Genomic DNA, 12,953 nt, shown 5'->3' on the forward strand with positions numbered 1-12,953 from the left:
TGCCCCACGCAGACGAGTGGGAGCGCGTCGGGGAGCTGCCGCGTGAGCTGCACCGTCGCGCCGGGGCGGCCGGCCTGCTGGGGGCGAACTTTCCCGAGGCGGTCGGCGGGGGTGGCGGCGACGGCGCCGACGCGGTGATCATCTGTGAGGAGGTGCATCAGGCCGGCGCCCCGGGAGGCGTGTTCGCGTCGCTGTTCACCTGCGGCATCGCGGTGCCACACATGATCGCCTCCGGCGATGCGCGGCTGATCGAGGAGTTCGTCCGGCCAACGCTGGCCGGCGACAAGATCGGCGCGCTGGCGATCACCGAGCCCGGCGGCGGTTCGGACGTCGGGCACCTGCGAACGTCGGCGGTGCGCGACGGTGATCACTACGTGGTCAACGGCGCCAAGACCTACATCACCTCCGGGGTGCGCGCCGACTACGTCGTCACCGCGGTGCGCACGGGCGGTCCGGGCGCCGCGGGCGTTTCGCTGCTGGTGGTCGAAAAGGGAACGCCGGGCTTCGAGGTGAGCCGCAAGCTGGCCAAGATGGGGTGGCGGTCCTCCGATACCGCCGAACTGTCCTTCGTCGACGCCCGAGTTCCGGCGGCCAACCTCGTCGGCGCCGAGAACAGTGGATTCCTGCAGATCGCGCAGGCCTTCGTCGCGGAACGGATCGGCCTTGCCGCGCAGGCGTATTCGAGCGCCCAACGGTGCCTGGACCTGGCGGTGCAGTGGTGCCACGACCGCGAAACCTTCGGTCGGCCGCTGATCTCCCGGCAGTCGGTGCAGAACACGCTGGCCGAGATGGCCCGGCGCATCGACGTCGCGCGGGTCTACTCCCGCCACGTGGTCGAGCGACAGCTGGCCGGCGAGACGAATCTGATCGCCGAGGTGTGTTTCGCCAAGAACACCGCCGTCGAGGCGGGCGAATGGGTGGCCAACCAGGCCGTCCAGCTGTTCGGCGGGATGGGCTACATGGCCGAATCCGAAGTCGAACGCCAATACCGCGACATGCGGATCCTCGGCATCGGTGGCGGCACCACCGAAATCCTGACCGCACTGGCCGCGAAAACGCTTGGATACCAATCATGACCGTGCTGCAGTCCACGCTGGACCCGCAATCCGCCGCCTACACCGACGCGGCGTCGACGGCGACTTCCCGGCTCGAGGAGATCGACGCCGAGCTCGCCAAAGCGCTTGCGGGTGGCGGGCCCAAGTACGTCGAGCGCCACCACGGCCGAGGCAAGCTGACCGCCCGGGAACGCATCGAGCTGCTCGTCGACCCCGATTCCCCCTTCCTCGAGCTCAGCCCGCTGGCGGCCTACGGCAGCGCGTTCACCGTCGGCGCCAGCACCGTCACCGGCATCGGAGTGGTGTCCGGCGTGGAATGCCTGATCGTCGCCAACGACCCGACCGTCAAGGGCGGCACCAGCAACCCGTGGACGCTGAAGAAGATCTTGCGGGCCAACCAGATCGCGTTCGAAAACCGGCTGCCGGTCATCTCGCTGGTGGAATCGGGCGGGGCGGACCTGCCCACCCAGAAGGAGATCTTCATCCCCGGCGGGCGGATGTTCCGCGACCTCACCCGCCTGTCGGCGGCCGGCATCCCCACCATCGCCCTGGTCTTCGGCAACTCGACCGCCGGCGGCGCCTACATTCCCGGCATGTCCGACCACGTGGTGATGATCAAGGAGCGGTCGAAGGTGTTCCTGGCCGGTCCCCCACTGGTCAAGATGGCCACCGGCGAGGAGTCCGACGACGAGTCGTTGGGCGGCGCCGAAATGCATTCCCGCGTCTCCGGTTTGGGGGATTACTTCGCCGTCGACGAGCTCGACGCCATCCGCATCGGGCGCCGCATCGTCGCCCGGCTGAACTGGCGCAAAGGGGGCCCCGCGCCCGGGCCGGTCGCGGATCCGTTGTTCGACGCCGAGGAGCTGATCGGCATCGTGCCCGCGGACCTGCGTATCCCGTTCGACCCCCGCGAGGTGATCGCCCGCATCGTCGACGGCTCCGAATTCGACGAATTCAAGGCCATGTACGGGTCGTCGCTGGTGACCGGGTGGGCCCGGCTGCACGGCTATCCGCTGGGCATCCTGGCCAACGCGCGCGGCGTGCTCTTCAGCGAGGAGTCACAGAAGGCTACCCAATTCATCCAGCTGGCCAACCGCTCCAACACCCCGCTGTTGTTCCTGCACAACACCACCGGCTACATGGTGGGCAAAGACTACGAGGAGGGCGGGATGATCAAGCACGGCTCGATGATGATCAACGCCGTCTCCAACTCGACCGTCCCGCACATCTCGCTGTTGATCGGCGCCTCCTACGGCGCGGGCCACTACGGCATGTGCGGCCGCGCCTACGACCCCAGGTTCCTGTTCGCCTGGCCCAGCGCGAAATCCGCGGTGATGGGCGGCGCTCAGCTTGCCGGCGTCTTGTCGATCGTGGCGCGGGCCGCCGCCGAAGCGCGGGGTCAGCAGGTCGACGAGGAGGCGGACGCCGCGATGCGGGCCGCCGTCGAGGGGCAGATCGAGGCCGAGTCGCTGCCGTTGGTCCTGTCCGGGATGCTCTACGACGACGGGGTGATCGACCCGCGCGACACCCGCACCGTCTTGGGAATGTGTTTGTCCGCCATTGCCAATGGCCCGATCAAGGGGACGTCGAACTTCGGCGTCTTCCGGATGTGAGCCCCATGGTTACTCGAGTGCTGGTCGCCAACCGCGGCGAGATCGCCCGGCGGGTCTTCGCCACCTGCCGGCGGCTGGGCCTGGGCACCGTCGCCGTCTACACGGACCCCGACGCCGACGCGCCCCATGTCGCCGAGGCCGACGCCCGGGTGCGGCTGGCCAAGACCAACGACTACCTCAACGCCGAAGCGATCATCGCGGCCGCCCGCGCCGCGGGCGCCGACGCTGTGCATCCGGGGTACGGGTTCCTCTCGGAGAACGCCGATTTCGCGGCGACCGTGCAGGGCGCGGGCCTGACGTGGATCGGACCGCCGGTCGATGCGGTGCGGGCCATGGGTTCCAAGATCGAGTCCAAGAAGCTGATGGCCGCCGCCGGCGTTCCGGTGCTCGACGAGCTCGACCCCGAGACGGTGACCCAGGCGCAGCTTCCGGTGCTGGTCAAGGCCTCCGCCGGCGGTGGCGGCCGCGGGATGCGGGTGGTGCGCGAATTGTCCGCTCTCGCAGGCGAAGTGGAAGCGGCCCGCCGTGAGGCGCAGTCCGCGTTCGGCGACCCGACCGTGTTCTGCGAGCGCTACCTGCCCACTGGGCACCACATCGAGGTTCAGGTCATGGCTGACACGCATGGCACGGTCTGGGCCGTCGGAGAACGGGAATGCTCGATTCAGCGCCGGCACCAGAAGATCATCGAGGAGGCCCCCTCTCCCCTGGTCGAGCGCACCCCTGCCATGCGGGCCAAGCTCTTCGACGCGGCCCGGCTCGCAGCCGGGGCGATCGGATACACGGGCGCCGGAACCGTCGAATTCCTCGCCGACGATGACGGCGAGTTCTACTTCCTGGAGATGAACACCCGGCTGCAGGTCGAGCATCCGGTGACCGAGGAGACCACCGGGCTCGACCTCGTCGAACTGCAGATCGCCGTCGCCAACGGCGATCGCCTCGACGCCGAACCACCCGCCGCGCAAGGGCATTCGATCGAGGCCCGCCTCTACGCCGAGGATCCCGCCCAGGGCTGGCAGCCGCAGGCGGGCCGCGTGCACCGCATCGACGTGCCGGCGGTCCAGTCGCAATTCCGCACGCTTGGGCACCGAACGGGCATCCGCCTCGATTCGGGCGTCGTCGCCGGATCCACGGTGTCCATTCACTACGACCCGATGCTGGCCAAGGTCATCTCGTACGCGCCGACGCGCCGGCAAGCGGCGCTGGTGCTCGCCGATGCGCTCGCCCGCACCCGGTTGCACGGCCTGCGCACCAACCGCGAGCTGCTGGTCAACGTGCTGCGCCACCCCGCATTTCTCGACGGCGCCACCGACACCGCGTTTTTCGACACGCACGGACTGCAGGAACTCTCGGCGCCGCTCGCCGGTGGCGACACCGTCCGGTTGTCGGCGATCGCCGCCGCGCTCGCCGACGCCGCGCGCAACCGCGCGGGGGCCCCCGTCCTGGGATCGCTGCCCAGCGGCTGGCGCAACCTGGCCTCCGGCTACCAGGTGAAGAGTTACCGCGACGCCGACGGCGGCGAGCACCAAGTCGAATACCGTTTCGGCAGATCGGGATTGCTGTTGGCGCACGACGAGCAGGTGCGGCTGGTCTCGGCCACGCCGGGCGAGGTCGTGCTGGCTGACGGCTCCGGGGTGGCTTGCGGCTTTACGGTCGCTCGATACGGTGACGACGTCTACATCGACTCGGCGCGGGGGCCCGTCCGCCTGGTCGCGCTGTCGCGCTTCCCGGAGCCCGGCTCGGCCGTCGAACAGGGTTCGCTGGTCGCGCCCATGCCAGGGAACGTGATCCGGATCGGCGCCGCGGTCGGCGACGCCGTCAATGCCGGGCAGGCTTTGATCTGGCTCGAGGCCATGAAGATGGAACACACCATCACCGCGCCGACCGACGGCGTCCTCGCCGAACTCAACGTCCAGACCGGCCAGCAAGTCGAGGTGGGCACCGTGTTGGCGCGCGTCGAGGCGCCGCAAGCAGAAGGAGATCCAGCATGACCGACACCAGCTTCATTGAAAGCGAAGAGCGGCAGGCCCTGCGTAAGTCGGTGGCCGCCTGGGCCGCCAACTACGGCAGCGAGTACTACCTGAAAAAGGCCCGGGCGCACGAACACACCGACGAATTGTGGTCGGAGGCGGGCAAGCTCGGCTTCCTCGGGGTGAACCTGCCCGAAGAGTACGGCGGCGGCGGCGCCGGCATGTACGAGCTGTCCCTGGTGATGGAGGAGATGGCGGCGGCGGGCAGCGCGCTGCTCCTGATGGTCGTCTCGCCGGCCATCAACGGCACGATCATCAGCAAGTTCGGCACCGAGGAGCAGAAGAAACGCTGGATTCCCGGCATCGCCGACGGCACCCTGACGATGGCCTTCGCGATCACCGAGCCCGACGCGGGCTCCAACTCGCACAAGATCACCACCACCGCCCGGCGCGACGGCGGCGACTGGATCCTCAAGGGTCAGAAGGTCTACATCTCGGGCATCGACCAGGCGCAGGCCGTCCTGGTGGTGGGCCGCACCGAGGAGGCTAAGACCGGAAAGCTGCGGCCGGCCCTGTTCGTGGTGCCCACCGATGCCCCCGGATTCACCTATACGCCAATCGAAATGGAGCTGATCAGCCCCGAACGGCAGTTCCAGGTCTTCCTCGACGATGTCCGGCTGCCGGCGGACGCGCTGGTCGGTTCCGAGGACGCCGCGATCGCGCAGCTGTTCGCGGGCCTGAACCCCGAGCGGATCATGGGCGCCGCCAGCTCGGTCGGGATGGGACGGTTCGCTCTGGAGAAGGCCGCCGACTACGTCAAGACCCGGCAGGTGTGGGGCACGCCGATCGGCGCACACCAAGGACTGTCGCACCCGTTGGCGCAGTGCCACATCGAGGTGCAACTGGCCAAGCTGATGATGCAGAAGGCCGCCGCGCTGTACGACAGCGGCGACGACGCGGGTGCGGCGGAGGCGGCCAACATGGCCAAATACGCTGCCGCCGAGGCGGCTACGCGCTCGGTCGACCAGGCCGTGCAATCGATGGGCGGCAACGGGCTGACCAAGGAGTACGGCGTGGCCGCCATGCTCGCCTCGGCCAGGCTCGGGCGGATCGCCCCCGTCAGCCGCGAGATGGTGCTCAATTTCGTGGCGCAGACGTCGCTGGGCCTGCCCCGGTCGTACTGATGGAAACGCTGGTCGACTACGCCGGTCCGGCCGATACCGGCGGACCGTTCGCGCGGCTGACGCTGGACTCGCCCCACAACCGCAACGCGCTGTCGACCACGCTCGTCGAGCAGCTGCATCAGGGCTTGCGTGACGCCGCGACGGACCCCGCCGTGCGCGCGGTGGTGCTGGGGCATACCGGCAACACGTTCTGCGCGGGCGCGGACCTCAGTGCGGCCGGCTCGGGGGACGACCCCTTCGAGATGGCCGTCGCCCGGGCCCGCGAGATGACCGCGGTGATGCGGGCCATCGTCTCCTCGGCCCTGCCGGTGATCGCCGCGATCAACGGGCACGTCCGCGCGGGCGGGTTCGGACTCGTCGGCGCGTGCGATATCGCCGTCGCCGGACCGCGCAGCACCTTCGCCCTGACCGAGGCCCGGATCGGCGTCGCCCCCGCGGTCATCTCGCTCACGCTGCTGCCGAAGCTGGCGCCGCGCGCGGCGGCGCGCTACTACCTGACCGGCGAGACTTTCGGGGCCGACGAAGCGGCGGCGATCGGGCTGATCACGATGGCCGCCGACGACGTCGACGCGGCGGTGGCTGCGCTGCTCGCCGACGTGGGCCGCGGTTCGCCCCAGGGGCTGGCCGCCTCCAAGGCGTTGACCACGGCTGCGGTGCTGGAAGCGTTCGACCGCGACGCCGAGCGCCTCGCCGAAGAATCGGCCCGGCTCTTCGTGTCCGACGAAGCGCGCGAGGGCATGCTGGCGTTCCTGCAAAAACGCCCCCCGAGCTGGGCAAGTTAGCCAGGTGTCAAACAAAGGCGGCCGGGCAAGCCTGCCGGCGCGGCGCAAGGTTGCAGTTTGACCAATCGTCTTGCACCAAGACCCGGACGTCGTAGGCTCGTGGGTAATGAGCAACTCTGCGCAACGCGACGCGAAGGACACGCGCGACGAATCGTCGCGCGCGGCCGACACTGATCGCATCCAGCTCGCACAGTTGCTGGCGTATGCGGCCGAGCAGGGCCGGCTGCAGATGAAGGACTACGAAGACCGCCTGACCAGGGCGTACGCGGCGACCACGTACGAGGAGCTGGACCAGCTGCGGGCGGATCTGCCGGGCTCACAGATCAACCTGCGCCGCGGTGCCAAGCCGAACCCGGCGCCGTCCACGCTGCTGCTGGCCCTGTTGAGCGGCTTCGAACGGCGCGGCCGGTGGAACGTGCCCAAGAAGCTCACCACCTTCGCCTTCTGGGGCAACGGCGTGGTGGATCTGCGTTACGCCGACTTCACGTCGACAGAGGTCGACATCCACGCGATGTCGATCATGGGGGCGACGAAGATTTTGCTGCCGCCCGAAGTGAACGTCGAGATCCACGGCCGCGGCGTCATGGGCAACTTCGACCGCAGCGTCCTCGGCCAGGGCACCCCGGGCGCACCCAAGGTGAACATCCGCGGCTTCTCGCTGTGGGGCGCTGTCGGCATCATTCGCAAGGCCCGCCGGCCGCGCGAATAGCGTCAGCCGGGCACGTAGTCGAACTTGTCGGGGTTGGGCCCGTTCCTGCCGGCTTCACCCTTGTCCAGGGCCGAGATCGCGTCCATGTCGGAGTCGTCCAGCTCGAAGTCGAAAAGCTCGAAGTTCTCCTGGACCCGCTCCGGCGTCACCGACTTGGGGAACACGATGTCGCCGCGCTGAATGTGCCAGCGCAACACCACCTGCGCCGCTGATTTGCCGCGCGCCGCGGCGATGCGGTTGATCACCGCGTCGTCGAGCACCTTGCCCTGAGCGATCGGCGCCCACGCCTCGGTGGCGATGCCGTGCTCGCGCCCGTACGACCGAACCTCCGTGTTACCGAAGTACGGATGAAGCTCGATCTGGTTGACCGACGGGACGGTGTCGGTTTCTTCGGCGAGCCGCTGAAGGTGTGCGACTTGAAAATTCGACACGCCGATGCTGCGGGCGCGCCCGTCGCGGGCGAACTCTTCGAGGACCTTCCAGGTCGAGACGAAGTCACCGTCGTAAAGAGTGGGCAGCGGCCAGTGAATGAGAAACAGGTCGACGTAGTCGGAATCCAGAGCCTGCAGTGTCCGGTCGAAGGCGCGGCGCGCGTCGTCGGGTTTGTGAAAGCCGTTGTTGAGCTTGCTGGTGACGAACACGTCGGCGCGGTCGAGACCGGCGTCGCGGATGCCTTGCGCCACTTGCTTTTCGTTGCCGTACATCTCGGCGGTGTCGATGTGCCGGTAGCCGATCTCCAGCGCGGTCTTGACCGCCGCCGCCGTCTCGTCGGGCTTGATCTGAAAAACGCCGAAGCCGAGCTGCGGAATGCGCACACCGTCGTTCAGTTCGATCGTGGGAACCTTGCTCATGCATCTCCTCCTTCTCCGGTCCATGTACCCGGTCGGGCGCGCACCTATCCCCGCGAGGGGCTAGCGGCGGCGAGACCGGAGGTAGTCGCCCACCACGGCCGCGCCCAGGCCGTCGAGATCGGGGACCACGACGCGTCCCTCGACGCGCCGGGCGACCTGGTCGATGAAGCGGGCCAGGCCGGGGTCGCTGCCCAACCGGAAGATGGTGATCTGCGCGCCGAGGCGGGCCATGTCGTCGAACCCGCGCACCGTGTGCGCGATGGTCCGCGGGTGCGGCGGGTAATCGAAGAACACGGTCGTGCCGTTGCCGTCGAAGTCCTCCAGGTGGGCGGTGGGCTCACCGTCGGTCACCACCAGCACGACGGGCTGCGCGTTGGGATGCCGCCGCAGGTGCCGACCGGCCAGCGCCAGAGCGTGATGCAGGTTGGTGCCCTGCTCGTAGACGCCCTCGAGGCCGGTGAGCTCGGCGGCCGTCACCGTCCGGGCGTATCGGCCGAATGCGATGATCTGTAAGGCGTCCGAGCGAAATCGGGTGCACACCAGGTGATTCAGCGCCAGCGCCGTCTGCTTCATCGGCAGCCAGCGATTCTCCATCACCATCGAGAACGAGGTGTCCACCAGCAGCGCCACCGCGGCCTGGGTGCGCGTCTCGGTCTCGGAGACCTCGACGTCGTCGACGGTGATGTTCAGCGACCCGGTGGTGTCCAGGCTGGCCGTTCCCGCCTGCCGCAGCACCGCGTTCGTAAGCGTGCGCGAGATGTTCCACGGCTCGGTGTCGCCGAACTGCCACGGCCGGGTGGCGCCGGTGAGCTCACCTGCCGCGCCCGCGCGCCGGTGGTCCCGCTCGCCGCGTCGCCCGGAAAGCTGTTGCGCCACATCGCGTAGCGCGGTCTCACCGAGCCTGCGCATGGCCTTCGGCGAGAGCCGCCACTGGCCGTCGGAACCCCGGTCCAGAAAGCCCTGATTGACAAGTGCGCGTTCCAATTCGGCCAGCGTGCGCGCGTCCACGGCGGCCTGGTCGCCGAGTTGGCGTGCCAGCGCATCGAGATCGACGTCGTCCATGGTGGCACCGGGATAACTCTGCGAGAGCTGCTCGGCCAGCTGCTCGAGCTCGGCGATGTCCGAAATCGCCTGGGTGCCTTCCCCCATCCCGAACGGGTTGTCGCCGGAGAACTGTTCGGATCCCGTCCAGTCCTCCCCCGGCCGGGCAGCCTGCAGATGCGCGTCCAGCCGGTTCAGAGCCTGCATCAGCGACGGGGAGCCGAATGCCTGCTGCGCCAACGCATCCAGTTCGGCACGCTGGTCCGGGCTCAGGCTGTTGCGGAAGCGCTGCGCGGCCGCGGCGCGCTTGGCCAGCGAGTCCAGCAGCTCGTCGACATTGCGGGGGTTCTCCGGGAAGAACTCGCCGTGTTTGTCCATGAAGTCCTGGAAATCCTGCTGGGTGTCCTCGCCGCGGGCATGCTTGTCCAGCAGGTCGTTGAGATCGTTCAGCATGTTGTTGACCCGCTGACGGTCCTCGTCGGAGGCGCCCTCGAGCGCCTCCTTCATGCCTGCGAAACGCTGATCCAGCATTTCGCGGCCGAGCAAATCCTTGATCTGGTCGTACTTTTCGCGCGCCTCGTTGCTGCGCCAGTTGTAGTCGGAGAGCTCCTGAACGGCCTTGGCCGGCGACGACGGCAGGGCGTCGAGCTGCAGTTCACCGAACCGGGCGTCGTCGTCGAGCGCGCGCGCCAGCTCTTTGCGCTCTGCCAGCACCGCCTCATCGAGCAGCTTCTTGATCTCCTGCAGCGTGCCGTCCAAGTTGTTGCGGCGCAACAACTCCCGCCGGCGCCGGTTCGCCTCGGCCGCCAGCCGGTCGGCGCCGGGTGTGTTCTTGGTGCCGCGGCGCAGCAGCTCGGACAGCGCGCGGCGCGGCGACGTGCCCGCCATCACGTCCTGCCCGATCTGCTCGAGGGCCTCGCGCAGATCCACCGGCGGGGCCAGCGGGTCCGGCCCGCCGGTATACGCCGAATAGCGCGACGAATGCCCTCTAGCCATAGACGGTTTGGCCCTCCCCGGACACCTTGTCGATCCTCTTGGCCAAATACAACGCTTCCAGGGCGAGCTCCAGTGCCGCGGCGCGCTCACCCTCGGACTGGGCGTTGACCTTGGCGGCGATCTTGTCGACCACCGGCAACGTGGGAACCGCGGCCAGCACGTCCTTGGCCGACACTCGCTCGCCGGTCGTGACCGCCGAACCGCCCTCGACCGCGGAAACCAAGGACCCGACGTCGATGCCGCCGAGCACCCGCGACGCGGTGTCGGCCGTCGCCCGGCGCAGCAGGTGCTCGAGCACCGCCTGCTCGCGGCCCTCCTCACCGGACTCGAATTCCAGCTTGCCGCGCAGCACGTCGATCACCGTGCCGAGGTCGACCACGCGGGCCACCGGATCCGTCTCCCCCAGCACCGCGCCGCGGTGCCGGGCGGCGGCGGCCACGGTCTCGGCCGCGGCGATCGCGAACCGCGCCGACACCCCGGAGCGTTGGTCGACCGAGTTGGATTCCCGCAGATACCGGGCGAACCGGGCGATCACCTGCATCAGGTAGTCGGGGACCTGCGCGGACAGATGCGCCTCCTGGACGATGACGCCGACCTCGGCGTCGAGCTCCAGCGGGTAGTGCGTGCGGATCTCCGCGCCGAACCGGTCCTTGAGCGGGGTGATGATGCGGCCGCGGTTGGTGTAGTCCTCGGGGTTGGCGCTGGCGACCACCAACACGTCCAGCGGCAGGCGCAGGGTGTACCCGCGCACCTGAATGTCGCGCTCCTCCATGACGTTGAGCATCGACACCTGGATGCGCTCGGCGAGGTCGGGCAGCTCGTTGACCGCGACGATGCCGCGGTGTGCGCGCGGGATCAGGCCGTAGGCGATGGTCTCGGGGTCTCCCAGGCTGCGGCCCTCGGCGACCTTGATCGGGTCGATGTCACCGACCAGGTCGGCGACGCTGGTGTCGGGGGTGGCCAGCTTCTCGGTGTAACGCTCGCTGCGGTGCCGCCACTCGATCGGCAGGTCGTCGCCCAGGGTCGCGGCCTTGCGGATCGACTCCGGCGTGATCGGCGAATAGGGATGCTCGCCCAATTCGGCCCCGGCGATCACCGGCGTCCACTCGTCGAGCAGGCCGACCAGGGCGCGCAGGAGCCGCGTCTTGCCCTGACCGCGTTCGCCGAGCAGGACGAAGTCGTGCCCGGCGATGAGCGCCCGCTCCAGCTGCGGCAGGACGGTGTCGTCGAAACCCAGGATGCCCGGCCAGACCTCGTCACCCTCGGCCAACGCGGTCAGCAGGTTTTCCCGAATTTCCTGTTTGACTCCCCGTTCACGATGGCCGGCGGCGCGCAGCTCACCGACGGTGCGGGGCAGATTGCTGGGTGATGGCACCTCTCCACGCTACGCGTTGCGTGAATGCCCCACGCGCTGAGCGTTCAGTGGGCGAAGTGGCGGGCGCCGGTGAGGTACAGCGTGACGCCGGCGTTGGCTGCCGCGGCGGTCACCTCGTCGTCGCGGACCGAGCCGCCGGGGTGCACGATCGCCCTGACCCCGGCGGCGGTCAGCGTCTCGAGTCCGTCGGGGAAGGGGAAGAACGCGTCCGACGCGGCCACCGCGCCGCGGACGCGGTCGCCGCCCCGCTCGACGGCGAGCCGGGCGGCGTCCACCCGGTTCACCTGTCCCATCCCGACACCGATGGTCGCGCCGCCGCCGGCGATCACGATGGCGTTGGACTTGACCGCGCGGCACGCCCGCCAGGCGAAGACCAGGTCGGTCAGCGTGGCCGGGTCGGCGGGCGATCCCGTCGCCAGCGTCCAGTTCGCGGGATTGTCGCCGTGCGCGTCGAGCTCGTCACGTTGCTGGACCAGCAGCCCACCGCTGATCGGCCGCAGCTCCGTGCCGCCGGTCAGCGGCTCGGAGGCCACGAGCACCCGGATGTTCTTCTTCCGCGTCAGGGCTTCGAGCGCCTCCGGCGCGTAGGCCGGGGCGACGATCACCTCGGTGAAGATGGTGCTCACGTACTCGGCCATCTCGAGGCTGACCTCGGTGTTGGCCGCGATGACCCCGCCGAAGGCGCTCAGCGGATCGCATTCGTGGGCCTTGCGATGCGCGTCGGCCACCGATTCCGCCGAGATCGCGATCCCACAGGGGTTGGCGTGCTTGATGATCGCGACACAGGTCTGTTCGTGGTCGAAGGCGGCCCGCCAGGCCGCGTCCGCGTCGGTGAAGTTGTTGTACGACATCTCTTTTCCGTGCAGCTGCTCCGCCTGCGCCAGCCCCGGCCAGGCGCCGGGGTCGGCGTAGAGCGCCGCCTGCTGATGCGGGTTCTCGCCGTAGCGCAGCATCGTCGATCGGGTCCAGCTGCGCCCCAACCACTTGGGGAACGCGGTCGGCGGGTGTTCGGGCGCCAGCGTCGACTCCATCCAGCCCGCGACGGCGATGTCATACTCCGCGGTGTGCTGAAAAGCGAGCGCCGCCAGCTTTTTCCGCTCCGCAAGGGTAAAGCCGCCGTGCCGCACCGCGGCGAGCACGCCGTCGTAACCGCGCGGGTCGACGACCACCGCCACGCTGGGATGGTTTTTCGCGGCCGCGCGGACCATCGACGGCCCGCCGATGTCGATCTGCTCGACGCACTCGTCGATGCTGGCGCCGGAATCAACCGTCTCGCTGAACGGATACAGGTTGACGACGACGAGTTCGAAGGCGGCGACACCGAGTTCCTCGAGCGCCGCGGCGTGCTCGGGTTTGCGGAGATCGGCGAGCAGGCCGGCG

At 69.0% G+C, this 12,953-nt stretch carries 10 protein-coding genes; 6 read left to right on the forward strand and 4 right to left on the reverse strand.

Annotation, left to right across the window (positions count from 1 at the left end; translation table 11 throughout):
- The 6 genes from A9X03_RS21075 to A9X03_RS21100 form a co-directional block, all read left to right on the forward strand.
- Window positions 1-1,076, forward strand: a 1,076-nt coding sequence (locus tag A9X03_RS21075) for an acyl-CoA dehydrogenase family protein (protein WP_068262796.1), incomplete at its 5' end; no start/stop codon positions are given.
- 2 nt (window positions 1,077-1,078) lie between these two features.
- On the forward strand, window positions 1,079-2,668 hold the full coding sequence (locus A9X03_RS21080; RefSeq protein ID WP_156737634.1) for an acyl-CoA carboxylase subunit beta: 1,590 nt from the start codon (window positions 1,079-1,081) through the stop codon (window positions 2,666-2,668).
- 5 nt (window positions 2,669-2,673) lie between these two features.
- Complete coding sequence (locus A9X03_RS21085) at window positions 2,674-4,656, forward strand: biotin carboxylase N-terminal domain-containing protein (protein ID WP_067888327.1); 1,983 nt, start codon at window positions 2,674-2,676, stop codon at window positions 4,654-4,656.
- A complete protein-coding gene (locus A9X03_RS21090; protein WP_067758127.1) occupies window positions 4,653-5,819 on the forward strand; it encodes an acyl-CoA dehydrogenase family protein in 1,167 nt (388 codons plus the stop codon). Before A9X03_RS21085 ends, A9X03_RS21090 begins: the two co-directional genes overlap by 4 nt.
- Window positions 5,819-6,601: an enoyl-CoA hydratase family protein gene (locus A9X03_RS21095; RefSeq protein ID WP_068016108.1), complete on the forward strand. Its 783-nt coding sequence runs from the start codon at window positions 5,819-5,821 to the stop codon at window positions 6,599-6,601. Before A9X03_RS21090 ends, A9X03_RS21095 begins: the two co-directional genes overlap by 1 nt.
- Window positions 6,602-6,707: 106 nt before the next feature.
- Window positions 6,708-7,310: a DUF1707 domain-containing protein gene (locus A9X03_RS21100; RefSeq protein WP_068016110.1), complete on the forward strand. Its 603-nt coding sequence runs from the start codon at window positions 6,708-6,710 to the stop codon at window positions 7,308-7,310.
- Between the two features lie 2 nt (window positions 7,311-7,312).
- On the opposite strand, the gene A9X03_RS21105 is transcribed toward A9X03_RS21100, so the two are convergent.
- The 4 genes from A9X03_RS21105 to purH form a co-directional block, all read right to left on the reverse strand.
- On the reverse strand, window positions 7,313-8,161 hold the full coding sequence (locus A9X03_RS21105; RefSeq protein WP_067888322.1) for an aldo/keto reductase: 849 nt from the start codon (window positions 8,159-8,161) through the stop codon (window positions 7,313-7,315).
- A 60-nt stretch (window positions 8,162-8,221) separates the two neighbouring features.
- Window positions 8,222-10,198 carry a VWA domain-containing protein gene (locus A9X03_RS21110; RefSeq protein ID WP_068262799.1) on the reverse strand — a complete coding sequence of 659 codons (1,977 nt, stop codon included), beginning with the start codon at window positions 10,196-10,198 and terminating at the stop codon, window positions 8,222-8,224.
- Window positions 10,191-11,573, reverse strand: coding sequence for an ATP-binding protein (locus A9X03_RS21115; protein ID WP_067758140.1), 1,383 nt, complete (start codon window positions 11,571-11,573; stop codon window positions 10,191-10,193). The genes A9X03_RS21110 and A9X03_RS21115 overlap by 8 nt, the downstream gene beginning before the upstream one ends.
- Before the next feature lie 44 nt (window positions 11,574-11,617).
- Window positions 11,618-12,953, reverse strand: a 1,336-nt coding sequence (gene purH, locus A9X03_RS21120; protein WP_068262803.1) for a bifunctional phosphoribosylaminoimidazolecarboxamide formyltransferase/IMP cyclohydrolase, incomplete at its 5' end; no start/stop codon positions are given.

Source organism: Mycobacterium sp. E1715 (genome assembly GCF_001667625.1).
Taxonomy (GTDB): domain Bacteria; phylum Actinomycetota; class Actinomycetes; order Mycobacteriales; family Mycobacteriaceae; genus Mycobacterium.